The following is a 25,960-nucleotide window of genomic DNA, read 5'->3' as shown; positions in this document are numbered from 1 at the left end:
TGGTCATCCTCCGGATCACTGCGTCAACGCTGCGGTGTCAGCAAAGCTTCTTCGCACTCTAGAACGCTCGGCAACTGCGAATTCGCTCGGAGTGGCGGTCCGTTCGGGCTCTCCGCCCCTGCCTACCCGTGCGTCAGCCGACAGGCGGCTGCACGCATCGACATTCGTCTGTAAGGGTGGTGCCGTGCCCCAAGAGGTTGAATCGCGCGGTCGGCTCGCGTCCGGCAGCGGCGGCATCCCGCTCGCGCTCGGCGGGATGCTCGGTGCCGGCGTGTTCGTGGGGCCGGCGCCCGCCGCCGCGGCAGCCGGGCCTTGGCTGCCGCTCGGGCTGCTGGTCGCGTTCTTGGCCGCGGCATGTGCCGCGTCGGCGACCGCGCACCAGTCCGAGGCCTACTGGGGCCCAGGCGCGGCTTACGCGTGTGTGCGCGCGTGGGTGGGCGTGCTGCCGGCGCGGATCGGGGCCAGCGCGCACCTCGCCGGACAGGTCGCCGGGATGGCCGTGATCGCGCGGGTGCTGGGCGATTTCTTCCTGCCGACCGCCGCTCCGCAGGTCGCCGCGGTGGCGCTGCTGCTGGTCGTGCTCGCGGCGACGGTGGGGTTGCGGATCAGGGGCGGTGCCGCCTGGATCTGGCTCGCGCTGACCGTCGCGGTGCTCGGGCTCGTGGTGGTCACCTGCTTCGCGATAGAACCGGTGCCGCCTATCCCGGCCGGGCGCCCGCTGGCCGACAGCGCGGTGGGCATCACCGGGGCGGCCGGCGTGCTGTTCTTCGCTTTCATCGGCTTTGAGCGGCTGACCGCGCCTGCCGTCGAGCAGGACCGGTTCGCCTGGTCGGCGACGAAGCGCGGCACCGTGGTCTCGCTGGTCGCACTCGCGGTGGCGTTATCAGTGGTGACCGCGGCGCTGGTCTACCAGCTGGGATGGTCGCGGCTGGCGCTTTCACCAACGCCGATCCGCGAGGTGCTGACCGCCGCTGCGGCCGCGAACCTCGCACCGCTGGTGGGCGTCGGCGCGGCGGTGGCGCTGCTGCCGGTGCTGCTGGGTGCGCTGGAGTCGTTCCGGTCGACGGCGCTGGCGCTCGTGCAGGACCGGGACTTGCCGCGCTTCATGGGGCGCACCAGCAGCGCCGGGACGCCCTATCTGCTCGATGTGGCCGCTGGTGTCGCCGCTGTGGCGGTCGCGGTGCTGGTCGAGCCGGTTCCGGCGATGGCCTTCGCGGCCTGCTGCCTGCTCGTCCACTACGCATTCACGAATGCCGGTGCGCGACTGCTGCTTTCGGAGGGGCACATCTGGCCGATGCGCGCAGCGTGCCTGGGCATGGGGTTGTCAGTTTTACTCGCAATGAGCATGCCGATTTCTGCGATGCTTGCGACGCTTGTTGTCGTTGTTGTCGGTCCTTTGGTGACGGGAGGGGTGTCCCGTCGCTGGAGATGAGGCGGGTCATGCTCAAGACGAGTGTTGCCAACATTCCCCTGAAATCCACTGGCGAGTCCCTGGCGTGGGAGCCCGGCGAGGAAGTGCTCTACAGCTTCTGGCGGCTGGACGGATCGCTGGGCACCGTCCATCCGGCACGGGTGGTCGAGGACGACGGAGACCACCTGCTGTGCTGGGTCCTGGACGGCACGCCGATCCGAATCACCACCTCCCCGGACGGCCGGTCGCCGCGCCAGATGCCGTTGTCCGAACGCTTCAACGGGCCCCGAGTCCCCGCGAAGTCGACCTGGCGCGGCACCTCGACGCTGCGCCTGGTGTTCGAGCACTGCTGGGCGTCGGTCTGGTGGTTCTTCGAGCCCGACGGCACTTTCCGCAACTGGTACGTCAACCTCGAAGTCCCGCTGGGCAGGGATGCGACCGGCGTCCGGCGCGTCGACGGGGTGCTCGACGTCGAGGTGTACCCCGACGGGTGCTGGTCCTGGAAGGACGAGAACGAGGTGGCCGATGCGTTGGCCGCCGGCCGGTTCGACGAGCGCCACCTGACCCGACTGCAGGCCGAGGGCGAACGCATGATCGCCCTGGCCGGGGCGGGTCGGTTCCCGTTCGACGGCACCTACTGCGATGCCCAGCCCGATCCGAAGTGGGCACTTCCGTCCCTCCCGGAGGGACTGCTGCTCATCTGAGGAGCCGGGGCCGTGAGTCCGTCGGCAGCCCGAAGGACTCACGGCGCCGTGCCGCCAGGGTCAGAGCGAGACGAAAAGCAGGAAGGCGATGACGGCGACGATCCCGCCGATCCCGCCGACCGAGCCACCGCGCAGGTCCTCGGGGAAGAACGTCTTGTGCTTGTTGCGCCACCAGAACGCCCATCCGACGGCGCCGGCCAGGCCCAGGATCGCGCCGAAGATGCCGATCCACGCGTAGCCGAGCATCACCAGTAGGCCGCCGCCCAGCGGCATGAGCGCCGCCAGGGTTGCGGCCAGCGCGTCCTGCGACGTCGTCGTGGGTCCCGTCGGGACCGGGGTGTTGTGGGCGTGCGTCACGGTCACATCATAGACGGCGAATCGTCCGGATCCATCCGCTTCGGGTCACGAACGGTGGCGTTCGTTCAACGTTTAGTAAGCGGACGACGGATATTTGGACGACCAAGTTCTGGAGATCGGGTTTCCACTGCTCCGAAGCGCGCGATACGGTACGCGCATGACTGGAGCGCTGTCTTTCACCCGGACCCCCAACCCGCAACCGGCCAGCGACGAGCGCCGTGCGGAAGTATTGGCGAATCCGGGCTTCGGACGGTACTTCACCGACCACATGGTGACCATCAAGTGGACCGACGACCGCGGCTGGCACGACGCCGCGGTGGAGCCCTACCACTCGCTGGAGCTGGACCCGGCGACATCGGTCCTGCACTACGCGCAGGCGATCTTCGAGGGACTCAAGGCGTACCGCCAGCCCGACGGCTCGATCGCCGCGTTCCGGCCGGAGGCGAACGCACAGCGGTTCCAGCGCTCGGCGCAGCGGATCGCGATGGCCCAGCTGCCGGAGGAACTGTTCATCGAGTCGCTGCGCGAGCTGATCGCGGTGGACGCCGACTGGGTGCTGAGCGCCGAGGAGAGCTCGCTGTACCTGCGGCCGTTCATGATCTCCACTGAGATCGGGCTCGGCGTCAACCACCCGTCCAACGCCTACCTGTACGCGCTGATCGCCTCCCCGGCCGGCTCGTACTTCGCCAGCGGCATCAAGCCGGTCACCGTGTGGCTGAGCCACGAGTACGTGCGGGCGGCGCCCGGCGGCACCGGCGCGGCGAAGTTCGCGGGCAACTACGCCGCGTCGTTCCTGGCGCAGGCCGAGGCCGTGGAGCAGGGCTGCGATCAGGTCGTGTGGCTGGACGCGTGCGAGCGGCACGTGGTCGAAGAAATGGGCGGCATGAACCTGTTCTTCGTGTTCGGCTCCGGCTCGGACGCGCGCCTGGTGACCCCGGCGCTCAGCGGCAGCCTGCTGCCGGGCGTGACCCGCTCGTCACTGCTGGAGCTGGGCAAGGAGCTCGGCATGCAGGTCGAGGAGCGGCGGATCACCGTCGAGGAGTGGGAGAAGAAGGCCACCACCGGTGAGCTTACCGAGGTCTTCGCCTGCGGCACCGCCGCGGTGATCACCCCGGTCGGCCACGTCAAGCACCGCGACGGGGAGTTCGGCATCGCCGACGGCCAGCCGGGCGAGGTGACGATGAAGCTGCGCGAGCGCCTCACCGCCATCCAGCACGGCACGGCCGCCGACACCCACGGCTGGATGACCAAGCTCAGCTGACCGCCAGGGGGTCCGCAATTTCAATGGAAATTGCGGAAGTTATCCACAACCTTCGGCGTGTCGGGGTGCCGACACGCCGAAGGGCCGCAATCTCCATTGAAATCGCCCCTCAGATTTCAATGGAAATTGTGGTGGACTTGGTCAGGCGATGGCCGTGGTCGCGAGGACCGCCGTGGTCGCGAGGACTGTTGTGGTCGCGAGTTCGGAGGCGGCGCCTAGGACGTCTCCGGTGATTCCGCCGAAGCGGCGTCGGGTGTGCCAGGTGAGGGCGAGTAGCAGGGCTGCGGCGAGGACCACGGCGATCGCCGCGTGCCAGCCGAAGCCGACGGCGGCCACCGCGAGCAGGGCGAGCCACCAGGCGGCGACGAGCCAGGTCGGCTGGCTGCCCGCTACCAGTGCACCCATGCCTTCCGGGCGTGCCGCCGGCACTCCGGCCCGGCAGCACAGCACGAATCCCGCGCGGCCCACCGCACATGCGAGGACGACCGTCAGCGGCACGTTCGCCAGTTCGGCGAGGCTTGCCGCCTGGATGCCGAGCACGAGGATCAAAGCGACCACCGCGAACGGCCCCGCGCCGCCGTCGCGCATCACGCTCAGCGCGCGCTCCGGTGGTCCGTAGCAACCGAGACCGTCCACCGTGTCCGCCAGGCCGTCGACGTGCATACCCCGTGTGACCAGCACCAACACGGCGACGGTGAGCAGCCCGGCCAACAGCGGGGGAGATCCGAGCGCGGTCAGTGCCCAGAGTGCGGCGGTGCCGAAGGCACCGACCAGCGCGCCAACCAGGGGCGCGAACGAGATCGCCTGGCGGCAGGCGCGGTCGTCGACGCGCCGGGCGGGCACCGGCAGCACGCTCAGCCACGACACCGCCAGGCGCAGACCGTCCAGCACCGTCACGCCGTCGGGCCGGTCGCCTCGGCTCCGGTCGGGCCGCCGACACCGGCTTCGGCGAAGGTCGCCATCTCACCGAGCACCCGCACCGCGGCGGTGACCACCGGCAGCGCCGTGAGCGCACCGGAGCCCTCGCCGAGCCGCATCCCCAAGTCGAGGACCGGGGTGAGGTCGAGGTGGTCGAGCACCAGTGGCCCGCCCGGTTCGGCGGAGCGGTGACCGGCCAGCCACCACTGCCGGGCGCCGGGCGCGAGCTCCTCGGCGACGAGCGCAGCCGCACCCACCACGACCCCGTCCAGCAGCACCGGGGTGCGCCGAACCGCGGCCTGCGCGAGGAACCCGGTCAGCGCGGCGATGTCGGCCCCCGCCGAGGTCCGCAGCAGCGCCACCGGGTCGTTCAGCACCTTGCGGGCGCGGCGCAGCGCATCCCGGATCGCGGCGGTCTTGCGCATCCAGGCGTTGTCGTCGATGCCGGTGCCGCGGCCGACCACCGCCACCGGTTCGGTCCCGGTCAGTGCGGCGATCAGCACCGCCGCCGGGGTGGTGTTGCCGATGCCCATGTCGCCGGCGATGAGCAGGTCGGCACCGGAGTCCACTTCCTCGTCGGCGATGGTGCGCCCGGCGTTGACAGCGGCGTCCACCTCGTCGGTGGTGAGGGCGTCCTCCCGGTCGATCGCACCCGACCCGCGCCGCACCTTGTGCGCGCTGACCACCGGCGGGGTGTCGGTGTTGACCGCCATGTCCACCACTCGCACCGTCGCGCCGGCGTTGGTGGCCAGCACGTTCACCGCCGCGCCGCCGTTGAGGAAATTGCTGACCATCTGGCCGGTCACGTCGCTGGGGTAGGCCGAGACGCCGTGCGCCGCGATGCCGTGGTCCCCGGCGAAGACGACCACGCGGGGACGGGTGAAGGGGCGCGGCGGGCAGCTGCCCTGCCGGGATGCGACCCAGACGGCGATTTCTTCCAGCCGCCCCAGCGATCCTGCGGGCTTGGTCAACTGCTCGTGCCGGGCGACCGCCTGCCGCCGGGCCTGCTCGTCGGGCGCCGGTACCGCCGGGAACCCGATCGGGCCGGACTGGTTCTGGTCGGTGGACAAGCGAAAACCTCCGTTTGTTCGGCGCGTCTGGGGTCAGCGGATGCGGAGCGGAAGTCCGGCCACGAGCAGGACTACCTCGTCGGACACGTCAGCCAGCCGGGCGTTGAGCGAGCCGAGCTCGTCCCTGAACAGCCTTCCAGACCTGGTCGCCGGGACGACCCCGAGGCCGACTTCGGCGGAAACGACCACCAACCGGGCCCGGCACCCGGCGACGGCCTCGACCAACCGGGCGCAGTGCCCGGCAACCACGTCGAGCGCGCCGGGGTCGCGATCCCACGCACCGGTGTCGTCGAGCACGCCGGTCAGCCAGGTGGCCAGGTCATCCACCAGCACGGTCGCCCCGGAGCCGGCATCGGCCAGCACGCGGAGCAGCGAATCGGCGTCGCCGGCCTCCACGGTCCGCCAGGTGCCGGGGCGCCGGGAGACGTGCAGGGCGATCCGCTCGGCCCACTCGGCGTCGTCGGGATCGCGCCGCGCGGTCGCGGTGTAGGTGACCGGGGAGGATTCCGAGACCAAACCCTCGGCGTGCGCGGACTTGCCGGAACGAGCCCCACCGAGCACCAACGTGCGCACAGCCACCCGACGAACCTCCGGTCCCCTTACCTACGACGTCGCAGCGACGCTACCCGGATCGATCAGATGACCGCGGTCGGTGTGACAGTCGTCGCCGAGACGAGCGCTGGGATCAGCCGATCTTGGCGATGTCCTTGGGGGTGTAGCGGGGGCGGGGGACCCGGAGCTTGCGGATCTGCATGGCCCGCGTGAAGGCGTACCAGCCCAGGGAGAACGCGCGGTCCTTGTGGTCCGGGTACTTCGCACGCACGCGCTTGTTCACGTACCGGCCCAGCAGGGTGCCCTCGACGACCATCATCGCGAGCAGCGCCATGCACGCCAGCGTCGCGTACTGCTGGACCACCAGGTTCTGCGCCAGCGTGGTGACGAACACGATCAGCACCAGCGGCATGAACAGGCCCATCAGGTGCCGCCGGGTGTCGACCAGGTCGCGCACGTAGGCGCGCACCGGACCCTTGTCGCGGGGCATCAGGTAGCGGTCGTCGCCCTGCATCATCCGCTCGCGGCGCTCCCGCGCGGCCTGCCGGCGCTCATCCTTGTTGCCGCGGGACCGTTTGATCGCCTCGCGCTGGGTCTTCGGCGGCGGCGGGACCGGGCCGCGCCGCTTGCTCTCCGCGTCCCGGCGCTTCGGCGTCGGCTTCCCCTTCTTGGGGGTGTGGTTGGCGGCATGTTCCGCCGCAGCCTGACCGGTCTCCGCGTCGGACTCGGTGGTGGCGGTCTGCTCAGCGCTGCTACGGCGAAGGAACCTCACTCCAACAGGGTATTCGACGCCCCGGCCGGGGCTGCAGCAGACCGGACACCAGCGGGCGGATCCGACATCGGGAAGCCACATCACACCAGCTAGGCGGGTAACTGTGCCACCATAGACTTAGGAAGCAAGATGTAGCTCCCCCGGGCCGCGCCCGCGGGAATAGGGCGATTCCGGCTGTGGTTGCATCTAACGCCGGAACGGACGAGCGAGACCTCTAGGGAGAGTCCATGACCGCCTCGAACACCACGACCGACGCCGAGGCGCCTGCCCACGGTGTCACGTTGACCGACGCGGCGGCCCAGAAGGCCAAGGCCCTGCTCGACCAGGAGGGCCGCGACGATATGCACCTGCGTATCGCCGTCCAGCCGGGTGGGTGTGCGGGCCTGCGCTACCAGCTCTTCTTCGACGAGCGCACCCTCGACGGCGACGCTCGACGGGACTTCGAGGGCCTGGGCGTGGTCGTCGACCGGATGAGCGCTCCCTACCTGCAGGGCGCGATGATCGACTTCGTCGACTCCATCGAGAAGCAGGGCTTCACCATCGACAACCCGAACGCGGGCGGGTCGTGCGCCTGCGGCGACTCGTTCCACTGATCGAGCAAGCCGATCTGGCATGAGGCCGGTGCCCGCGGGCCCCGGCCTTCTTGCTGTCCAGGGTCCGGGGCTGCGCCCATTCTGCGGGCGCGCCCATCCGCAGCCGGTTTCCGCCGGGGTCGCGCAGTTCGATTTCGCGCGCCCACGGGGCGTCTTCGGCCTGGACGCCGAATGCGTCCGCGACGGCATCGACGTCGCGCACGCGGAGGTAGACCAACGTGTCGGTCCGGACCCGGGCGTATCCGGGTTGGCGTGCGAGCGGATCTGGCGGTCTTCGACGGCGACCCGCTCACCTGCGCGCCGGACGAGCTGCCGGACCTCGCGTGCACGATCGTCGGCGGCCGCATGTCCACGAGGCGCTCTGACGCGAACCGGTGTCAGGTGAGGGTTACTGACAGTTCCGGAGCCTGTGTCAATGTGTGACAGAGCGTGGTGTAGTGCATTGCTTACTGACCGAGCGAAAGCCAAGCCCGGTCAGCGGTTTTGCTGCGGCGGCAGGTGAAACACGTCAGGTACCGCGAGTTGCGTGGGAACCGGCCGCAAGGCCAAACGCACGTGGAGACCGTGTCAGACCAGCGTTCGTGCTGGCAGTGGTCGAGGAAGCGTGAAGGCCACCAGTCTTCCTGATGGTCAAAGCAGGTGGCGCAAGTCATCTGCTCACGGAACGTTTTGACACGTTTCGTGAACGGCGCACACGGTTACTCGGGCACACGGTTACTCGGGCACGGTGCCTCTCACACGTCGCCCGACCGAGTCGCGATCCGCTGTCGCGTGACGACTGAAGGGCACCTTCTACCAACTGGGAGCCTGTTGCAAAATTACGCCCACCACGGACCGTAATCGATCGATCACGGCTGAGATGGCCACTGGCGGACAAACGGCGGCGATCGAGACTGATTTGGTACTTCGGTTCAGCCGTTTTCGCCGAAAACGCAACAGGCTCCTGGCTTGGCAGGAGGTGCCCTTCAGGCTTCGCCCCACGGGGGTTGGGGTTTGCGGGCGAGGTTCAGCGGATGACCACTCGGACGACCTCGTTTCCGAGGACCACCTCGTCGCCTTCGACCAGTTGCTTGCCGCGGCGGGTTTCGACCGCGCCGTTGACCTCTACCTGGCCGTCCTCCAGCAGGGCCTTCGCCTCCGCTCCGTGCTCGACGAGGCCCGCCAGCTTCAACAGCTGCCCGAGCCGGATCATGTCGTCCCGGATCTCCACTTCGCGCATACCGTCATTGTCCGCCGCGCGCCTGGCACGCCGCCGAACCGGGCAGGGCGGTGCCGCTCGGTGCGCGCGCGATCACCCGCAGCCACGTTCGGCGGGTCGCGAGGACCGTTCCGGCGTGCTGTATTGGCTGCGGGCCCAGCCGCGCGAACCACCAGGAGTATGTGCCGTGCCAGTCGCCGTCACCGGAAGCATCGCCACCGACCACCTGATGCACTTCCCTGGCCGGTTCACCGAGCAGCTCGTCGCCGACAGCCTGGAGCAGGTGTCGCTGAGCTTCCTGGTGGACGGGCTCGTGGTCCGGCGCGGCGGCGCCGCGGCCAACATCGCCTTCGCGCTGGGCGTCCTGCGGCAACGGCCGGTGCTGGTCGGCGCGGTCGGCGACGACTTCGCCGACTACCGCTCCTGGCTGCAGCGCCACGGCGTGGACTGCTCGGGCGTGCACGTTTCGGAGGTCGCGCACACCGCTCGGTTCGTGTGCACCACCGACGACGAGTTCAACCAGATCGCGTCCTTCTACGCAGGTGCGATGTCGGAGGCCCGCAACATCGAGCTGGCCCCGGTGATCAGCTCCACCGGTGCCAACCTGGTGCTGATCAGCCCGAACGACCCGCAGGCCATGCTTCGGCACGCCGACGAGTGCCGGCACCGCGGCTACCGGTTCGCCAGCGACCCGTCGCAGCAGCTCGCCCGGCTCAGCGGGGAGCAGGTGCGCCGGGTGGTCGAAGGCGCGCACTACCTTTTCACCAACGAGTACGAATGGGGCCTGCTGCGGCAGAAGACCGGTTGGACCGATGCGGAGGTGCGGAAGCTGGTCGGCACCCGGCTCACCACCCTCGGCGCGAGCGGGGTGGAGGTCGTCACCGGCGGCGAGCGGCTGCTGGTGCCCGCGGTCGCGGAGCGGGAGAAGGTCGACCCGACCGGGGTGGGCGACGGTTTCCGGGCGGGCTTCCTCGCTGGTGTCCAAACAGGACTGTCTTTGGAGCGTGCCGCGCAGCTGGGGTCGTTGATCGCCGTGCACGTCCTGGAGGTGACCGGGACGCAGGAGTGGACCCTCGACCACGGCTGCGCCCAGCAGCGCTTCGCCGATGCCTTCGGCGCCGAAGCGGCGGCGGAGGTCGCCCCGCTGCTCGGCTGAGCGATGCTTCGGCTGGTCAGGCCCGTGAGTGCTGCTCGCGGCTGTAGAGCCTGTTTAGGAACTCGTTCTGCCTGGAGGTTCCGGTGGCTGCCGCGGCGGGAGCGGTGTGGTTCTGCCTTGCCAATTGGTGTGAAGCGAACGGCCTGTACACCACCGTAGGCGGCACGAACGGTCCGTTCGCTTCAACCAGCGCATTCCAGAACAGGCTCTGCGGCACCCGAAGGCGATCCCGGGCGATCAGCTGCGGAAACGTCATCCAGGGGTGGCCGGGGCTGTGTCCATGTCGGACAAGACCAAGTAATCTGCAAAAAGTTGCAAGCATTTGGGCTTCTTCGGCTGCGGCTGCGCCACCGGTTTGGTCCGCTGCGTACCTTGCGGGTTCGTGCTTGCTGCAGGAAAGGCATCCTGGTGCAGCCGTTGCCGGAGCAATCCGGGCCCGGGTTGTGCGTCGTCAGCAACGTGATCCGGCCGGTGGCCCGGTCCACGATCGGCACCGGGTCGCCCCGGGTGTCCCCGGCTCCGTCGGTGACGAGTTCCAGCGGTCGCCACGTCTTCCCGTCGTCCGTCGAGCGCTTGAGCAGACGTCGATGTCGTCGGCGTCGTCGCAGTTGTTGTGGCGGCCCTCCGCGAACACCAGCAGGGTGCTGCGGTCCTGGGTGCGCACCGGGGCGGGGATGCGGAAGCAGTTGTAGCCGCCCTCGCCCTTGGTGAAGATCGTCGTCCCGCTGATCGCCATTGGTTCGTTGGTCGCGGATGCCTGGTCGCGCCCAGGCAGAGCAGCGCCACCCCGGCGGCCGCCCCCACGAGTTTGGTCATCCGGCGCATGCCCCGTCCTTTCGCCGGCGAACGGATAAGGCATTGGACCGCAGATCCGGGTATGCCGGAAAAGAACTAGGCGCTGAACTGTCCGGTAAATGTTTGGCCTCGGTGGCGGACGGCCCACCGCCCGATCAGGCAGCCGGATCAGTCAGCGCGTCCGCCACCGCCGTGATGTCCTCCGGGCGAACCCGGCAGCAGCCACCGATGACGTGGGCGCCAGCCGCGCGCCAGCCGCGGGCCTGCTCCGCCGACAGCCGGGCGCGGCCCGTCCACGCGCGCCGCTGCGCGTCCCAGCCCTCTCCGCTGTTGGGGTAGACGACGATCGGCTTTTCCACCGCGGCGCGGGCGATCTCGATCGCGGTCAGCACGTCGTCCGGCGCCGAGCAGTTGACCCCGACCGCGATGATCGCGTCGCTGTCCGCCGCCACGGCGAACGCTTCCGCCAGGGGCTGGCCGGCCCGGGTCTGCTCGCCGCTGATCGTGAACGACAGCCAGGCTGGGACGTCCAGGTCGGCGACCGCGTCCACCAGCGCTTCCGCCTCGTCCACGTCCGGGACGGTCTCCAGGGCGAAGACGTCCGGGCGAGACTCCGCGAGCACCTCCAGCCGCGGCCGGTGGAAGTCGTGCAGCTCGCGCTTCGTCAGGCCGTACCGGCCCCGGTACTCCGAACCGTCTGCCAGCATCGCGCCGTACGGGCCGATCGACGCCGCCACCCAGCGGTGCCGGCCCGGCTCCACTTCGCCGGCCAGCCGGGCCAGTTCTACGCTTCGCCGCATCAGCTTCGCCGCCTCGGCGCGCTCGATGCCGTGCTCCGCGAACCCCTCGAAGCTCGCCTGGTAGCTCGCGGTCGTCGCGATCTCCGCGCCCGCCCGGAAGAACGCGGCATGCGCCGCGACGATCTCCTCCGGCGCATCCGCCAGCAGGCGTGCCGACCACAACGCATCGGAGAGGTCGTGGCCCTGCGCTTCCAACTCAGTGGCCAGGCCGCCGTCCAGGATCATCGGTGCGCCGCTGAGGCTGAACGCGTTCATGCGCTCAGCGTAGTCGTGCACGGTGGCGGCCGGTCATCTGAAGCGAACGGACAGTGATGATGTGTGTAGTGACGCCGCTGGTGGGTCTGACCCTCGAACGGACTGACGGCTTGCCTGTCCTGGAACGGATCTGTCGGCCTTACCGGGCGTTGCTACGCACGCGGCCGGACGGGCGTTTGTGACCTTATAGGAGCTTGGCTAGAAGCCCCGTCACTGTCTTGTCCTCCCGCCCGACCGGCGCGTGCCGCCCCAGGTAACGGACGCAAGGACGGACAGGACCAGCATGACGCAAGAAAGCCCGCGGATCATCGGCGGAGTCGATTCCCATGGCCAGACCCATCACGGCGCGGTGATCGACCAGGTGGGCCGGCACCTGGCCGACAAGGAGTTCCCCACCACCACCGATGGCTACCGGCGGCTACTGGAATGGATGCGGTCGCATGGTGAGCTCGTCGCGATCGGGGTCGAGGGAACCGGTGCCTACGGCGCCGAACTCGCCCGGGTACTCACCGCCTCTGGCATCAGCGTCATCGAGGTGGATCGCCCCGACCGTAAAACCCGTCGCCTGAGAGGAAAATCAGACTCGATCGATGCCTACGCCGCAGCCACCGCGGTGCTGGCCGAACGCGCCACCGGCATCCCGAAAAGCCGTGACGGTGTGGTCGAGGCCATCCGCGCCCTGCGCGTGGCCCGCACCAGCGCGGTCAAAGCCCGCACCCAGGCGATCAACCAGATCCGTTCACTGCTGGTCTCCGCACCGGCGGTGCTACGCGAGCAGATCACCGGCCTGAACACCGCCGCACTGATCACCACCCTGGCCCGGCTACGACCCGGCCAGGACCTGGCCCACCCGCCGACGGCCACCCGCGCCGCCCTGCGCCTACTGGCACGGCGCTACCAGGCCCTCGACACCGAGATCGCCGAACTCGACAACGCCATCGCCCCGCTGACCCAACAGGCCTGCCCGGACCTGCTGGAACTCCGCGGCGTCGGCACCCAGACCGCCGGTACCCTCCTGGCCGCCGCCGGCGACAACCCTGAACGCATGCGCTCCGAAGCCGCATTCGCCCACCTCACCGGAGCCGCCCCCATCCCCGCCTCCTCCGGCCGCACCGACCGCCACCGCCTCGACCGCGGCGGCAACCGCTCCGCCAACAATGCCCTCTACACCATCGTCCTGGTCCGCATGCGCCACGACGAACGAACCCGCGCCTACGTCGAACGCCGCACCCAGGAAGGACTCACGAAAAAAGACATCATCCGCTGCCTCAAACGCTACGTCGCCCGCGAGATCTACCACGCACTCACCACCACCCCCACAACACAACAAACCCCTCCAAAAACCCCCACAACCGCCGCTTGACATCTATAGGAGCATCCGTTCACCTCGCCAGGAGCCTGTTGCGTTTTCGGCGAAAGCGGCTGAACCGAAGTGCCAAATCAGTCTCGATCGCCGCCGTTCGTCCGCCAGTGGCCGCCTCAGCCGTCATCGATCGATCACGGTCCGTGGTAGGCGTAATTTTGCAACAGGCTCCAGGAGGCGTGAACGGTCCGTTCGCTCCAACCGGCCAGCGGCTCAGCCCTTCACGCTGCCCGCCGAGAGGCCGCTGACGAGGAACCGCTGCAACAGGCAGAACACGATCACCGCGGCCACCACCACCAGCACCGACGCGGCCGCCGGGTGTCCCCACTCGGAGCGGTTCTGCTGCACGAACACCTGCAGGCCCACCGCCAGCGTCTTCGAGCGGTCCCCGGCCGAGAGGAACGCCGAGGCGAACGCCACCTCGCTCCAGGCCACGATGAACGAGTAGAACGCCGTCACCGCCAACCCCGGCTTCGCCAGCGGCAGCACCAGCCGCCCGAACACCCCGGACGGCGACAGCCCGTCGACCCGCCCGGCCTCGTCGATCTCGCCGGGAATCCCGTCGAAGTAGCCCTTCAACATGTAGGTGCAGAACGGGATCGCGGTGCTCCTCGGCCGAGTACACCCGCTCCGCCTTCAAGTAGCGGGATCGTCGGCTGACGCTGGCGAAGATGCGCGAGCCGCTGAACATCGTGTGGTCGCGTCCCCTTCCGGAAGGATGGGAACCATCCACGGTCACGGTGTCGTGGGCAGCGGCGGGCCGCTGGTTCGTGTCGATCCTGGTCGAGACTTCCACCGAGCACTACGCACGGACTAGGTGGTGGGCGTGGATGCGGGAATCACCTCCCTGTTGACGTTGTCGACCGGCGAGAAGATCACCAACCCGCAGCACGAGAAGCGGGAACGCCGCCGGTTGGCAAAAGCCCAGCGGGAACTGGCGCGCAAGGCCAAAGGCAGCAACAACCGGGAGAAAGCTCGCCGAAAGGTGGCCCGTGTGCATGCGTGGATCACCGACCGGCGCCGTGATCACTGCACAAGGTCACTACTCGACTCGTCCGCGACAACCAAGTGGTCGTGATTGAAGACCTCTCCGTGCGCAACATGCTCGGTAACCACTCGCTTGCACGTGCGATCAGCGACGCGTCGAGGAGCGAGTTTCGTTCGATACCGGAGTACAAGGCCAAATGGTGATCAGGCCGTACGCGGAGTTGAACAGGTACCCGCCAGGCGAACGCGCTGATGAACACCGGCACGGCCCAGGACAGGATCAGCAGCACCCGGTACAGCCCGCGCAGCCGTACCTGGCGGTTGAGCAGCATCGCCAGCGCCAGCCCGATCGCGTAGTGGTCGAACACGTGCGCGAAGGTCCAGATCAGGGTGCGTCCCAGTAGGTCTGGGCGGTTTCGTCCAGCGCGGTCTGGGCGTTCTTGCGGCCGGACAGGATGCCGGCGTACGAGGTCTGCAGCGGTTCCAGCAGCTCGCTGTTCTCCAGGATCCACGGCCGGGAGTGGGCGCTGGTCGCCAGCGGCTGGAACGCGGGTTCTCTACAACAGCTCCAACAAGAACAACTGCGTGGTGACGATGAAGGCGACCTCGCTCGGCACAGTGTCACCGACTGCGGCCTTCCTCGAAGTCCAGGGCAAGACCCGGGTCACCGACTCCGGAAAGCCGCCAAGAGGCGGGCACGACCTGCGTCAAGTGGGGAGGCTTGGTGGGCAGCAACTCCTACACGAGCCACCTTCGAGCACTGCGGCTGACGATGAGGCGCGCGGGGCCGTGAGTGGTTTGGGCTGCTCTGGCGACCCTGCTGTAGCGACCCCAACGTGCTCACGAGTCCTGATCAGGCGGCACGTTCATCTGGGCCGACCAGGAACGTGAACGGCCCGTTCGCCTCGGTAGGAGCCTGTTGCGTTTTCGGCGAAAACGGCTGAACCGAAGTACCAAATCAGTCTCGATCGCCGCCGTTTGTCCGCCAGTGGCCATCTCAGCCGTGATCGATCGATCACGGTCCGTGGTGGGCGTAATTTTGCAACAGGCTCGTAGGTGAGGTGAACGGGCCGTTCGCTGCGGTGAACCGTCAAAGGCGGACCGGGTAGTGGGGCTCAGGGACCTCGGGGGACAGGCGTCCCTCGACGAAGATCCCGTGCCACAGCATGAACACCAGCAGCGCCCAAAGGCGGCGGCTGTGGTCCAGCACACCGGAGCGGTGCTCCTCCAGCAGCTGCAGCACCGCGGTGCGGTTGAGCAGGTGGTCAGTCTGGGACTGCTGGATGATGTTGCGCGCCCAGTCGTGCATCTCGTCGCGCAGCCAGTGCTTGATCGGCACTGGGAACCCGAGCTTGCGGCGGTTGATCACGTGCGCGGGCACCACCTGGTACATCGCCTGGCGCAGCGCGTACTTGGTGGTCTCCTTGGTGATCTTCTGCTCCAGCGGGATGCCGCTGGCGACCCGGAACACCTCCGTGTCCAGGAACGGCACCCGCAGCTCCAGCGAGTTGGCCATCGTCACCTTGTCGGCCTTGACCAGGATGTCGCCGCGCAGCCAGGTGAACAGGTCCACGTGCTGCATCCGGGTTACCGGGTCCCAGCTCGCCGACTGCCGGTACGGGCCGGCCGTGACGTCCTTGTGTGACACGCCCGGGTCGAAGCTGCGCATCACGCCGCGCAGCTGGTCGTCGCGGAAGATGCGCGCGTTGCCGTAGTAGCGCTCCTCCAGGCTCAATGCGCCGCGGCGCAGCAGGTCCTTGCCCCGCACGCCTTCCGGGATGGCGGTCGACACGCGGCCCATCGCCTTGCGCAGCGCCCCCGGCACCTTCTCGAACGGCGCCAGCGACAGCGGCTCCCGGTAGATCGTGTAGCCGCCGAACAGCTCGTCGGCGCCCTCGCCGGAGAGCACCACCTTGACGTGCTGGCGGGCCTCTCGTGCGATGAACCACAGCGGCACCAGCGCCGGGTCGGCCACCGGGTCGTCCAGGTACCAGATGATCAGCGGCAGCGTCTCCATCATCTCCTCGGCGGAGACGGTGCGGACGACGTGCTTGACACCGATCGCCGCGGCCGACTCGGCGGCCACGTCCACCTCCGAGTAGCCCTGCCGCTCGAAACCGGTGGTGAAGGTGATCAGGTTCGGGTTGTGCTCCTTGGCCAGCGCCGCGATCGCCGTGGAGTCGATGCCGCCGGAGAGGAACGAACCGACGGTGACGTCCGCGCGCATGTGCTTGGCGACCGAGTCGCGCATCACGTTGACGATCTCGTCGTGCAGCCGTCGCGCGTCGGCGTCGGTGTTGACCGGCCGCGAGTGGAAGTTCGGCTGGAAGTACCGCTCGGTGACCAGCTGGCCGCCCGGGGAGACGGTGAACGAGGTGCCCGACTCGATGCGGCGGATCTGCCGGTGCAACGACTCCGGCTCCGGCACGTACTGCAGCACCAGGTAGTGCTGCAGCGCCTTGTGGTCCAGCTCCTCGCCGATGCGCAGCGTGCTTGCCAGGCTCTGCAGGCTCTTCTTCTCGCTGGCGAACGCCACGCCACCCGGCCCGGCCGCGTAGAACAGCGGCTTGATGCCGAACGGGTCGCGCGCGCCGAAGACCACCTTGCGCTCGTTGTCCCAGATCAGGAACGCGAACATGCCGCGCAGCCGGCCGACCACCGAAGTGCCCAGGTAGTGGTAGGCGGCGACGATCACTTCGGTGTCGCCGTCGGTGCTGAACCGGGCGCCGAAGCGCTCGATCAGCTCGGCGCGCAGCTCCAGGTAGTTGTAGATCTCACCGTTGAAGTTGATGGTGTAGCGCCGCGGGGTCTCCGGCGGGCCCCACGTCAACGGCTGGTGGGAGTGCTCCAGGTCGATGATCGACAGCCGGTTGAAGCCGAAGACGACCTCACCGCCGTGCCAGGTGTCGCTTTCGTCCGGGCCCCGGTGTCGTTGACACGGCAGCGCGTTGGCCACCGCATTAACGGCGAAGCCGGCGTTCTCTTCGGTGGGACAAACAAGTCCAAGCAGGCCGCACACGCGTCTGGTGCACCTCTTCGAGTCGGCGGTGTCGTCTTTCCAGCCCCCCACAGCTCGCCCCAGTATGCCGTCCGCTCGCCCGCGCGCTGCACGCGCGGGGCGGCAATCCAGGCCTGGCCGCGATCTACGCCCCCGGAGCAGTATCGCGGCTACACCTGGGCTAGGCTCTGCGCAGGATTCCGGCGGCAGATCTCCGGCTTCGTCCGCGGACGGACGGCGATCACCAGGCCGCAGCGGTGAGTTTTGCACGAGGAGGCGTCGCGCAGTGGGCCTGAAGGAGGGGACCCGAGTGCCACGGCTGGTCAAGGTCGCTGGTCTGATCGGCCTGGTTGGTGTCGCGGCCACGGGCTGCACGACCGACGAGGTCCTGCGGTTCGGCTGGCCGGAGGGGGTCACCCCGCAGGCCGAGGCGATGCGGAACCTGTGGACCTGGTCGGTCATCGCGGCACTCGCGGTGGGTGTGATGGTGTGGGGGCTGATCTTCTGGACGGTCGCCTTCCACCGCAAGAAGAAGGGTGACGAGGAGCTGCCCCGGCAGTTCCAGTACAACCTGCCGCTGGAGCTGATCTACACGGCGATCCCGTTCGTGATGGTGGTCGTGCTGTTCTACTTCACGGCCGTCACCCAGAACACCGTGCTGGCCAAGCCGGCCAACCCGGACCAGCGGGTGAACGTGGTCGCGTTCCAGTGGAACTGGGAGTTCAACTACCCCGGTTACAAGACCCCGGACGGGCAGCCGGTCCGCACCATCGGTAGCAGCAGCGAGATCCCGCTGCTGGTCGTGCCGGTCGGCCAGCGCGTCGAGTACAACATTCGCGCGACCGACGTGATCCACTCGTTCTTCGTGCCGGAATGGCACTTCAAGCGGGACACCTTCCCGGACCCGGAGAAGAACAACCAGGACAACGTCTTCCAGAACACCGTTGAGCGCGAAGGTTCGTTCGTCGGCCGGTGCGCCGAGCTGTGCGGCACCTACCACTCGATGATGAACTTCGAGGTCCGGGCGCTGTCGACGGACAAGTTCGACCGGTACATGCAACTGCGGACGCAGGTCAACCCGCAGACCGGCCAGCCGTACACCACCGCCGAGGCGCTGGGCGCCATGAACTGCGGTGAGCTGTGCACCCCGCACGCGGTCACCGGTGTTCCGTTCAACACCGACCGCACCGGCGGAGTGCCCTCCGGGCAGAGCGGGACCAAGTAGGGGTGCCCTCGGCAGGGCGTACGGCGTGAGAGCGAGGACTCCATGAAGGTCGAATCCAAGATCTTCAACTACATCACCATCTTCTTCTTCCTGTCCGCGATCGTGTACGGGGTCTGGGCCAAGGAGCCGGTCGGCACCGTGGCGCTGATCCTGGTCGGCGGGCTGTCCCTGATCATCGGCAGCTACTTCTCGTTCGTGGCGCGCCGCATCGAGGACCGGCCCGAGGACAACCCGGACGCGGAGATCAGCGACGGTGCTGGTGAGCTGGGCTTCTTCAGCCCGGGCAGCTACTGGCCGGTGGGCCTGGCGGCCTCCGCCGCCTTCGCCGGTCTGGCCCTGGCGTTCTTCCACGTGTGGATGATCGTCATTGCCGTCGGCTTCGTGCTGATCATGGTGGCCGGGCTGGTGTTCGAGTACCACACCGGTCAGAGCCACCACTGACGACGACACCGAGCGCAGGCCCCCGAGTCCACCGGACCCGGGGGCCTGCGCGGTTTAAGATCTTCCAGTACCGCTGCAGCAGGAGGTTTTGCCGTGATCACCGCGATCGTGCTGATCCAGACCGCCGCCGATCGCCTCGCCGAGGCGGCCCAGGAGATCGCCGACCTGGACGGCGTTGACGAGGTCTACTCCTGCGCGGGCGACGTGGACCTGATCGCCATGCTGCGGGTGTCCCGCCACGAGGACCTGGCCGAGATCGTGCCCGGCCGGATCAACAAGGTCGAGGGCGTCCTCGACACGGACACCCACATCGCGTTTCGCTCCTACTCCCGCAGTGACACCGAAGCGGCCTTTTCCATCGGCCTCGAAGAGGAGTGATCCCGCAGTTTCGATTGAAACTGCGCTTGAAGGAGCCTGACGGACCACAGTTTCAATTGAGACTGTGGTCCACCGAAGTGGTGGCATGGCTTCAATTGAAACTGTGATCTGGTCCGGCACCGGGTCAGGCGCGGAGGGCTGTGGAGCGCGCAGCCCAGCGGTCCAGGAGGTCCGCGGCGGCACCCGAGTCGATCGCGTTCGCCGCGCGCTCCAATCCGGCGTTGAGCTGGTCGCTGAGGTTCGTTCCGGGGCCGTCGTAGGCCGCCGCCGCGCCGGCCGCGTTCAGCAGCACAGCGTCCCGCACCGGGCCCGTGGCGCCAGCCAGGAGATCGCGGACCGCTTTCGCGTTGACCGTCGCGTCGCCGCCCTGAAGGTCCTCCGGGCGGCTGCGGGCGATGCCGAACTCCTGCGGGTCGATCCGGTCCTCGCGGACCGCGCCGTCGTGCACCACCCACACCGTGCTGCCGGCAGTGGTGGTGATCTCGTCCATGCCGTCGTCGCCGCGCACCACCAGCGCGGAATTGCCGCGGGAGGCGAACACCTCGGCCACCACCGGTGCCATCCGGGAGTCGGCGCAGCCGATCAGGCCCGCCGCCGGGAGCGCCGGGTTGGTCAGCGGCCCGAGCACGTTGAACGCCGTCGGAATGCCGATCTCGCGCCGCGGGCCGCCCGCGTGCTTGAACGCTGGGTGGAACACAGGCGCGAAGCAGAACCCGATGCCGATCTCCTCGACGCAGCGCCGCACGCCCTCGGGCGCGAGGTCGATGGCCACGCCGAGCTCCTCCAGCACGTCCGCGGTGCCGCACTTCGACGACGCGGCCCGGTTGCCGTGCTTGACGACCGTGATGCCGGACGCGGCGAGCACGATCGAAGCCATTGTGGAGATATTCACGCTGCCGGATCGGTCACCGCCGGTGCCGACGATGTCCACCGAGCGCTGCGTGATCTCCAACCGCAGGGCGTGCGCGAGCATCGCGTCAGCCATCCCGCGCACCTCGGCGGGCGTCTCGCCCTTGGCGCGGAGCGCGACCACGAAGGCCGCGACCCGCGCGGGCGAGGCCTCCCCGGACATGATCAGGTCCATCGCCCAGGCGGTTTCCTCGGCGGAGAGATCCTCACCCGCGACCAGGCTGCCCAGCAGTTCTGCCCAGTTTCCCGCCATGGTTTCCACGTTCTTCACTCCGTCTTCAGCAAGCGGCGGCGGCCCCGACGCGGTGCAACGGACACCTCCACGAGCCGCGCACCCGAGGACGCAGCGTCGGTGCCTCCCGAAAGGGGAGCGCGGACCGCGCCGCTGCGCCAATCATCCCGCAACGTCAGGTCAGGCGGGTACCGGCTTGCCCTGCGAACGCAGGACCTCGGCGACGGTCTCGGCCGCGGCCAGCGGGTCCAGCGGGTGCACCAGGACCGCGTCGGCCTGCGACCAGGTCGCCAGCCATCGGTCGTCCTTGCGGCGCACAGCGACTACCACCGGCGGGCACTGCGCGATCTCGTTCTTCAGCTGCCGGGACACGCCCATGCCGCCGGTCGGCTGCGCCTCGCCGTCCAGGATCACCAGGTCCGCGTGGCCCGCGTCGACCTCGCTGAGCACGTCCGCCACGGTCCCGGCCTCGATGTAGTGCAGCCGGGCGAGATCCGGGGCCGGTCGGCGCCCGATCGCTGTGATGATCGCCTCTCGGATCTCGGGGCGATGGCTGAACACGAGAACGTTCGTGGTCGGTGTGCTCATCACTAGCTCCTCGCGGGTCGGCGCAGGATGGGGCGGTGGGACCGCCGAACATCTCCGGATGCTATCCGCCCGACCGGGGCGAACAGTAGTCGCCCGGGCAAACCGATCAACCAGAAGTCGATCAGTTCGGGTCGGGCTGCAGGGCGTCCCAGCCGAAGGACTGACCGCCGTGGCGCTGGGCGAGCCCGGCCATCCGGGAACTCTCCTGTGAGCAGTGCAACGCGTCGAGTCGCTGGACACGCAGCGCGACCAACGCGGTCAGGCCTGGCGCGGCGAGCTCGCCACCCTGCCCACCTGGGCGAAGTTCCCAGCCGTCGGCGTCCAGCAGGACCCGGGCGGCCTCGACCGAGCATTCCGGCAGGGCCAGGTGGTGGCGCAACACCGCAGGTAGTTCGGGCTGCCAGCGCTCGGCGCGGGCGAGGGCGGCCGAGGCGGCCTCGGTTTCGTCGAACGCGGTCACGACGACCTCCAGCACGGGATCGTCGACGCTGGTCACGGGCCTGCTGCGGGCCCTGCGGGCGGCCCGGAAGGCTGACCACCGTGCGTGGATGCTTTTCACAGTGCGTTACCTCCGGGCTGCAATCCGACCACCCTGCGGCTGACGGCCGGACCCGAAGGCGCGAGGGGAAAACGTGCAAGACATAATGCGTCGCGTGACAACGGCAGCGCCCTCAATCAGTCAACGCGTGCACTCGCTGAACCGGCCGAACATGGTCAGCGTAGGCACCATCGTTTGGTTGGCCAGCGAGCTGATGTTCTTCGCTGGGCTCTTCGCCATGTTCTTCACGGTGAAGGCACAGAACGAGGGCGAGTGGCCACCACCGCCCACTCACCTGAACCTCCCGTACGCCCTCCCGTTCACGATCATCCTGGTGGCGTCCTCGTTCACCTGTCAGTGGGGCGTGTTCGCGGCGGAACGGGGTGACGTCTTCGGCCTCCGCCGGTGGTACGTGATCACGCTGATCATGGGCACGTTCTTCGTGCTCGGGCAGGCCGGTGAGTACTACACGTTGGTCACCGAGCACGCGACCACGATCGCGTCGTCGGCCTACGGAACGGTCTTCTACCTGACGACCGGCTTCCACGGGCTGCACGTCATCGGCGGGCTGATCGCCTTCATCTTCCTGATCATCCGGACGAAGCTCAGCAAGTTCACGCCGGCCCAGGCCATCGCCGCCATCGTGGTGTCGTACTACTGGCACTTCGTGGACATCGTGTGGATCGGCCTGTTCGCCGTGATCTACCTCGTCCCATGACGGCTGAAGCAGGGTTCCATTGATCGGCTTTTTCTCACGAGGTCGAAACCGAACACCCCGAACCGGACAGCAAGGGTTGCCGCTCTCATGACCACCAACAAGAAACGGAACCGCGCGGGCTCGCAGCTCAAGCGGCGGATCTCCGGTGTACTGGCGTTGGGCATCGCGCTGGTGGGTGCCGGCGGGCTGTACACCGTCGTGACTCCCGAGCCGCAGACCGCGCACGCCGCTGCGGACCCGGCTCTGGTGAGGCAGGGCGAGCAGCTCTACAACAACGCCTGCATCTCCTGCCACGGTTCGAACCTGCAGGGCGTCCAGGACCGCGGACCGAGCCTGGTCGGCGTCGGTGAGGCCGCCGTGCACTTCCAGGTCGCCACCGGCCGGATGCCGATGGTGCGCCAGGAAGCGCAGGCGACGCGCAAGCCGCCGAAGTTCAACCCGGAAGAGATCGACGCGCTGGCCGCCTACGTGCAGACCTACGGCGGTGGGCCGGAGTCGCCGAAGAAGACCGGCGAGGCGCTGCAGGGCAGCAACACCGCGCGCGGCGGCGAGCTCTTCCGGCTCAACTGCGCGTCCTGCCACAACTTCACCGGCCGCGGCATCGCGATGTCCTCCGGCAAGTTCGCGCCGAACCTGGCGCCGGCCACCGAGCAGGAGATCTACGAGGCGATGCTCACCGGCCCGCAGAACATGCCGAAGTTCTCGGACCGGCAGCTGACGCCGGAGGAGAAGCAGGACATCATCGGCTACGTCAAGTCGGTCACCAACGGCAACAACAACCCGGGTGGTAACGACCTGGGCGGCTACGGGCCCGGGCCGGAGGGTGTCATCGCCTGGGTGGTCGGGCTCGGCGCGCTGATCGGCCTCACCCTGTGGATCGGAGCCAGGGCATGAGTGAGCACAACAAGACGGAATACACCGACGCCGAACTGGCCGAGATGAGCCGCGAGGAGAAGGTCCGGCTCGGCCTGGCGCTCGACGACGTCGAACTCGTCGAGTACCGGGACAACTGGCCCGTGCCGGGCACCCGCGCGGAGCGCCGGGCGGAGCGGGCGGTCGCCGCCTGGTTCACCCTCGCCGGCCTGTCGGCGCTGGCGTTCATCGCGGTCTTCGTGTTCTGGCCGTGGGGCTACGCGCCGCCGTCGGACGAGCGCGCGCACTTCATCTACTCGCTGTACAACCCGCTGATCGGTTTCTTCTTCGGCCTGGCGATCCTGGCCGTCGGCATCGCCGTCGTGCAGTACCAGAAGAAGTTCATCCCGCACGAGGTCGCGGTCCAGCAGCGGCACGACGGCCACGGCTCCGACGAGGTCGACCGGCAGACCACCGCCGCGCTGCTCGCCGACGCGGGCAACCGCAGCGGCATCACCCGCCGGTCGATGATCCGCCGCACCGCCGGCTTCGGTGCTGGTGCCTTCGGCGTCGGCGCGGGCGTGTTCGCGATCGGCGGTCTGGTCCGCAACCCGTGGGCGACCGAGGGGCCGGAGTCCCTGAAGCACACCGGGTGGCTGTCGGAGAACGGCGAGAAGACCTACCTGCGCCGCAACACCGGCGACCCGCACGAGATCTCCCTGCTGCGGCCGGAGGACATCGACGCGGGCGGCTTCGAGACCGTCTTCCCGTTCCGGGAGTCGATGCGGCACGACGAGCACGAGCTCGAAGCCTCGATGCGCAAGGGCGACGCGCCGGTCATGTTGATCCGGCTGCGCCCCGGAAGCAAGCCGGTCAAGCGCAAGGGTCAGGAAGACTTCAACTACGGCGATTACTACGCCTATTCGAAGATCTGCACCCACGTAGGCTGCCCGACATCCCTGTTCGAGCAGCAGACCGGGCGCCTGCTCTGCCCCTGCCACCAGTCTCAGTTCGACGTGGTCAACACCTACGCCAAGCCGGTGTTCGGTCCGGCCACGCGGGCGCTGCCGCAGCTTCCGATCATGGTGGACGAGGACGGCTATTTCGTGGCCAAGGGCGACTTCATCGAACCGGTCGGCCCGGCGTACTGGGAGCGTAATTCATGAGTTCGATCACTCGACCGACAAAGGCGGAGAGCGCCACGTACCGCAAGGTGGCCACCGCCGCCGACGAGCTCGACTCGCGGTACCAGCTCGCCAAGGGCATGCGGCGCCAGCTGAACAAGGTCTTCCCCACGCACTGGTCGTTCCTGCTCGGGGAGATCGCGCTCTACACGTTCATTATCCTGATCGTGACGGGCGTCTACCTGACGCTTTTCTTCGACCCCTCCATGGAGGAGGTCGTCTACAACGGCGTCTTCAAGAACCTCCAGGGCGTCCCGATGTCCCGGGCGTTCGAGACGACGCTGAACATCTCGTTCGAGGTGCGCGGCGGTCTGTTCATCCGGCAGCTCCACCACTGGGCGGCGCTGCTGTTCGTCGCGGCCATGGCGGCGCACATGTTCCGGGTGTTCTTCACCGGTGCGTTCCGCCGCCCGCGCGAGAGCAACTGGACCATCGGCGCCCTGCTGTTCATGCTGGGCATGTTCGAGGGCTTCTTCGGCTACTCGCTGCCGGACGACCTGCTTTCCGGCACCGGTATCCGGGCCACCCTGTCCGGCATCGTGCTGTCGATCCCGGTGCTCGGCACCTGGATCCACTGGGCGCTGTTCGGCGGTGAGTTCCCGGGCACGGAGATCATCCCGCGGCTGTACGTGCTGCACGTGCTGGTGATCCCGGGCATCATGCTCGGCCTGGTCGCGGTGCACCTGGCGCTGGTCTGGTACCAGAAGCACACCCAGTTCCCCGGGGTGCGGCGCAAGGAGAACAACGTCGTCGGCGTCCGGATCATGCCGGTCTTCGCGCTCAAGGGCGGTGCGTTCTTCGCGCTGGTCACCGGCGTGTGCGCGATCCTGGCCGGTGTCTTCCAGATCAACGGGGTCTGGAACCTCGGCCCGTACAACGCGTCCCAGGTGTCGGCGGCCTCGCAGCCCGACTGGTACCTGATCTGGGCGGACGGCATCCTGCGGATCTGGCCCGCCTGGGAGCTCTACATCGGCAAGTACACCGTGCCGCCGGTGTTCTTCGCGGGCGTCATCGGCATGGGCATCCTGTTCACCCTGCTGATGACCTACCCGTTGATCGAGCGCAAGCTCAGCAAGGACAACGCGCACCACAACCTGCTCCAGCGGCCGCGTGATGCGCCGGTCCGGACCGGTCTCGGTGCGATGGCGCTGACGCTCTTCGGCGTGCTGATGATCTCCGGTGCGAACGACATCGTCGCGTTCCAGTTCAACATCTCGCTGAACGCGATGACCTGGGCCGGCCGCGTCGGCCTGCTGATCCTGCCGCCGATCGCCTACTACATCACCTACCGGGTCTGCCTGGGCCTCCAGCGCAGCGACCGCGAGGTGCTGGAGCACGGCGTGGAGACCGGCATCATCAAGCGCCTGCCGCACGGCGAGTTCATCGAGGTCCACCAGCCGCTCGGCCCAGTGGACGACCACGGCCACCCGGCGCCGCTGCCCTACCAGGGCGCTCCGGTGCCGAAGAAGATGAACAAGCTCGGCGCGGCCGGCAGCCCGGTGGCGGGCAGCCTGCTCACCCCGGACCCGATCGAGGAGACCGCGGCACTGGAGCGGGCGCGGCACGAGGACGAGATCCAGCAGGCGGAGCGCGAGCTGACCGCTGGCAAGCCGCAGCAGCCCACCGAGTAAGCGCAGTTCGATCGAGGCCCGGCCCCCGAGGGTGCCGGGCCTCGTCGTTTTCCGAGATCGCGAGGTGGTGGCGG

28 protein-coding genes are annotated in these 25,960 nt (G+C 68.5%); 14 read left to right on the top strand and 14 right to left on the bottom strand.

The window, feature by feature from the left end:
* The first annotated feature begins 184 nt into the window (after nucleotides 1-184).
* Both DL519_RS21665 and DL519_RS21660 read left to right on the top strand, forming a co-directional pair.
* Nucleotides 185-1,432: an APC family permease gene (locus DL519_RS21665; RefSeq protein WP_190817496.1), complete on the top strand. Its 1,248-nt coding sequence runs from the start codon at nucleotides 185-187 to the stop codon at nucleotides 1,430-1,432.
* An 8-nt stretch (nucleotides 1,433-1,440) separates the two neighbouring features.
* The gene (locus DL519_RS21660) at nucleotides 1,441-2,115 is read left to right on the top strand and encodes a DUF402 domain-containing protein (RefSeq protein ID WP_190817494.1); all 675 of its coding nucleotides are present in this window, start codon (nucleotides 1,441-1,443) and stop codon (nucleotides 2,113-2,115) included.
* A gap of 60 nt (nucleotides 2,116-2,175) precedes the next feature.
* On the opposite strand, the gene DL519_RS21655 is transcribed toward DL519_RS21660, so the two are convergent.
* A complete protein-coding gene (locus DL519_RS21655; RefSeq protein ID WP_223839375.1) occupies nucleotides 2,176-2,472 on the bottom strand; it encodes a hypothetical protein in 297 nt (98 codons plus the stop codon).
* A gap of 157 nt (nucleotides 2,473-2,629) precedes the next feature.
* Here DL519_RS21655 and DL519_RS21650 point away from each other — a divergent pair, with 157 nt between their 5' ends.
* Nucleotides 2,630-3,733: a branched-chain amino acid aminotransferase gene (locus DL519_RS21650; protein WP_190817490.1), complete on the top strand. Its 1,104-nt coding sequence runs from the start codon at nucleotides 2,630-2,632 to the stop codon at nucleotides 3,731-3,733.
* 141 nt (nucleotides 3,734-3,874) lie between these two features.
* Here DL519_RS21650 and cobS read toward each other — a convergent pair whose 3' ends face one another.
* From cobS to DL519_RS21630, 4 genes are all read right to left on the bottom strand, one after another.
* Nucleotides 3,875-4,630, bottom strand: coding sequence for an adenosylcobinamide-GDP ribazoletransferase (gene cobS, locus DL519_RS21645; protein WP_223839373.1), 756 nt, complete (start codon nucleotides 4,628-4,630; stop codon nucleotides 3,875-3,877).
* Nucleotides 4,627-5,721 carry a nicotinate-nucleotide--dimethylbenzimidazole phosphoribosyltransferase gene (gene cobT, locus DL519_RS21640; RefSeq protein ID WP_190817489.1) on the bottom strand — a complete coding sequence of 365 codons (1,095 nt, stop codon included), beginning with the start codon at nucleotides 5,719-5,721 and terminating at the stop codon, nucleotides 4,627-4,629. The genes cobS and cobT overlap by 4 nt, the downstream gene beginning before the upstream one ends.
* A gap of 33 nt (nucleotides 5,722-5,754) precedes the next feature.
* Nucleotides 5,755-6,300 (bottom strand): bifunctional adenosylcobinamide kinase/adenosylcobinamide-phosphate guanylyltransferase, encoded by a 546-nt coding sequence (gene cobU / locus DL519_RS21635; RefSeq protein WP_190817487.1) that lies wholly within the window; start codon nucleotides 6,298-6,300, stop codon nucleotides 5,755-5,757.
* Nucleotides 6,301-6,406: 106 nt separating this feature from the next.
* A complete protein-coding gene (locus DL519_RS21630; protein WP_190817485.1) occupies nucleotides 6,407-7,045 on the bottom strand; it encodes a DUF3043 domain-containing protein in 639 nt (212 codons plus the stop codon).
* Between the two features lie 227 nt (nucleotides 7,046-7,272).
* On the opposite strand from DL519_RS21630, the gene DL519_RS21625 reads away from it, so the two are divergent.
* A complete protein-coding gene (locus DL519_RS21625; protein WP_190817483.1) occupies nucleotides 7,273-7,638 on the top strand; it encodes a HesB/IscA family protein in 366 nt (121 codons plus the stop codon).
* A 1,006-nt stretch (nucleotides 7,639-8,644) separates the two neighbouring features.
* On the opposite strand, the gene DL519_RS21620 is transcribed toward DL519_RS21625, so the two are convergent.
* Entirely contained in the window at nucleotides 8,645-8,857 is a 213-nt protein-coding gene (locus DL519_RS21620; protein WP_168587261.1) for an RNA-binding S4 domain-containing protein, read from the bottom strand.
* Between the two features lie 208 nt (nucleotides 8,858-9,065).
* On the opposite strand from DL519_RS21620, the gene DL519_RS21615 reads away from it, so the two are divergent.
* Nucleotides 9,066-9,992 carry a carbohydrate kinase family protein gene (locus tag DL519_RS21615; RefSeq protein WP_190824138.1) on the top strand — a complete coding sequence of 309 codons (927 nt, stop codon included), beginning with the start codon at nucleotides 9,066-9,068 and terminating at the stop codon, nucleotides 9,990-9,992.
* Between the two features lie 451 nt (nucleotides 9,993-10,443).
* Here the strand turns inward: DL519_RS21615 and DL519_RS21610 are convergent, their stop codons facing one another.
* Together DL519_RS21610 and mmuM are read right to left on the bottom strand one after the other, a co-directional pair.
* The gene (locus tag DL519_RS21610; protein ID WP_223839371.1) at nucleotides 10,444-10,728 is read right to left on the bottom strand and encodes a sialidase family protein; all 285 of its coding nucleotides are present in this window, start codon (nucleotides 10,726-10,728) and stop codon (nucleotides 10,444-10,446) included.
* Nucleotides 10,729-10,942: 214 nt separating this feature from the next.
* Nucleotides 10,943-11,842 (bottom strand): homocysteine S-methyltransferase, encoded by a 900-nt coding sequence (gene mmuM, locus DL519_RS21605; RefSeq protein ID WP_210435023.1) that lies wholly within the window; start codon nucleotides 11,840-11,842, stop codon nucleotides 10,943-10,945.
* Between the two features lie 283 nt (nucleotides 11,843-12,125).
* On the opposite strand from mmuM, the gene DL519_RS21600 reads away from it, so the two are divergent.
* Complete coding sequence (locus DL519_RS21600; RefSeq protein ID WP_190813148.1) at nucleotides 12,126-13,205, top strand: IS110 family RNA-guided transposase; 1,080 nt, start codon at nucleotides 12,126-12,128, stop codon at nucleotides 13,203-13,205.
* Nucleotides 13,206-13,418: 213 nt separating this feature from the next.
* Here the strand turns inward: DL519_RS21600 and DL519_RS21595 are convergent, their stop codons facing one another.
* A complete protein-coding gene (locus tag DL519_RS21595; RefSeq protein ID WP_397544965.1) occupies nucleotides 13,419-13,787 on the bottom strand; it encodes an ABC transporter permease subunit in 369 nt (122 codons plus the stop codon).
* A 244-nt stretch (nucleotides 13,788-14,031) separates the two neighbouring features.
* On the opposite strand from DL519_RS21595, the gene DL519_RS46985 reads away from it, so the two are divergent.
* On the top strand, nucleotides 14,032-14,283 hold the full coding sequence (locus DL519_RS46985) for a transposase (RefSeq protein ID WP_263399681.1): 252 nt from the start codon (nucleotides 14,032-14,034) through the stop codon (nucleotides 14,281-14,283).
* A gap of 294 nt (nucleotides 14,284-14,577) precedes the next feature.
* Here DL519_RS46985 and DL519_RS21585 read toward each other — a convergent pair whose 3' ends face one another.
* Nucleotides 14,578-14,817 carry a hypothetical protein gene (locus DL519_RS21585; RefSeq protein ID WP_190817481.1) on the bottom strand — a complete coding sequence of 80 codons (240 nt, stop codon included), beginning with the start codon at nucleotides 14,815-14,817 and terminating at the stop codon, nucleotides 14,578-14,580.
* A 465-nt stretch (nucleotides 14,818-15,282) separates the two neighbouring features.
* Nucleotides 15,283-17,211: an asparagine synthase (glutamine-hydrolyzing) gene (gene asnB / locus DL519_RS21580; protein WP_190817479.1), complete on the bottom strand. Its 1,929-nt coding sequence runs from the start codon at nucleotides 17,209-17,211 to the stop codon at nucleotides 15,283-15,285.
* 265 nt (nucleotides 17,212-17,476) lie between these two features.
* On the opposite strand from asnB, the gene ctaC reads away from it, so the two are divergent.
* From ctaC to DL519_RS21565, 3 genes are all read left to right on the top strand, one after another.
* The gene (ctaC, locus tag DL519_RS21575) at nucleotides 17,477-18,415 is read left to right on the top strand and encodes an aa3-type cytochrome oxidase subunit II (RefSeq protein WP_190817477.1); all 939 of its coding nucleotides are present in this window, start codon (nucleotides 17,477-17,479) and stop codon (nucleotides 18,413-18,415) included.
* A gap of 42 nt (nucleotides 18,416-18,457) precedes the next feature.
* A complete protein-coding gene (locus DL519_RS21570) occupies nucleotides 18,458-18,856 on the top strand; it encodes a cytochrome c oxidase subunit 4 (RefSeq protein WP_010695317.1) in 399 nt (132 codons plus the stop codon).
* 93 nt (nucleotides 18,857-18,949) lie between these two features.
* Entirely contained in the window at nucleotides 18,950-19,234 is a 285-nt protein-coding gene (locus tag DL519_RS21565; RefSeq protein ID WP_190817475.1) for an Lrp/AsnC family transcriptional regulator, read from the top strand.
* 124 nt (nucleotides 19,235-19,358) lie between these two features.
* On the opposite strand, the gene trpD is transcribed toward DL519_RS21565, so the two are convergent.
* The 3 genes from trpD to DL519_RS21550 form a co-directional block, all read right to left on the bottom strand.
* Nucleotides 19,359-20,396, bottom strand: coding sequence for an anthranilate phosphoribosyltransferase (gene trpD / locus DL519_RS21560; protein WP_190824137.1), 1,038 nt, complete (start codon nucleotides 20,394-20,396; stop codon nucleotides 19,359-19,361).
* A 159-nt stretch (nucleotides 20,397-20,555) separates the two neighbouring features.
* Nucleotides 20,556-20,963 carry a response regulator gene (locus DL519_RS21555; protein ID WP_190817473.1) on the bottom strand — a complete coding sequence of 136 codons (408 nt, stop codon included), beginning with the start codon at nucleotides 20,961-20,963 and terminating at the stop codon, nucleotides 20,556-20,558.
* Nucleotides 20,964-21,084: 121 nt separating this feature from the next.
* Complete coding sequence (locus tag DL519_RS21550; protein WP_190817471.1) at nucleotides 21,085-21,459, bottom strand: hypothetical protein; 375 nt, start codon at nucleotides 21,457-21,459, stop codon at nucleotides 21,085-21,087.
* A 148-nt stretch (nucleotides 21,460-21,607) separates the two neighbouring features.
* Here DL519_RS21550 and ctaE point away from each other — a divergent pair, with 148 nt between their 5' ends.
* The 4 genes from ctaE (at nucleotide 21,608) to qcrB (ending at nucleotide 25,886) form a co-directional block, all read left to right on the top strand.
* On the top strand, nucleotides 21,608-22,219 hold the full coding sequence (ctaE, locus tag DL519_RS21545) for an aa3-type cytochrome oxidase subunit III (RefSeq protein ID WP_190817469.1): 612 nt from the start codon (nucleotides 21,608-21,610) through the stop codon (nucleotides 22,217-22,219).
* 87 nt (nucleotides 22,220-22,306) lie between these two features.
* The gene (gene qcrC, locus DL519_RS21540) at nucleotides 22,307-23,113 is read left to right on the top strand and encodes a cytochrome bc1 complex diheme cytochrome c subunit (protein ID WP_190817467.1); all 807 of its coding nucleotides are present in this window, start codon (nucleotides 22,307-22,309) and stop codon (nucleotides 23,111-23,113) included.
* Nucleotides 23,110-24,237, top strand: a complete 1,128-nt coding sequence (gene qcrA / locus DL519_RS21535; protein ID WP_190817465.1) for a cytochrome bc1 complex Rieske iron-sulfur subunit — start codon at nucleotides 23,110-23,112, stop codon at nucleotides 24,235-24,237. The genes qcrC and qcrA overlap by 4 nt, the downstream gene beginning before the upstream one ends.
* Nucleotides 24,234-25,886 (top strand): cytochrome bc1 complex cytochrome b subunit, encoded by a 1,653-nt coding sequence (gene qcrB / locus DL519_RS21530; protein WP_190817463.1) that lies wholly within the window; start codon nucleotides 24,234-24,236, stop codon nucleotides 25,884-25,886. The genes qcrA and qcrB overlap by 4 nt, the downstream gene beginning before the upstream one ends.
* The last annotated feature ends 74 nt before the right edge of the window (nucleotides 25,887-25,960 follow it).

This window comes from Saccharopolyspora pogona, from assembly GCF_014697215.1.
GTDB lineage: Bacteria > Actinomycetota > Actinomycetes > Mycobacteriales > Pseudonocardiaceae > Saccharopolyspora > Saccharopolyspora hattusasensis.
Note: the sequence above shows the minus strand (reverse complement) of the source record. Positions and strands in the feature narration are given on the sequence as shown.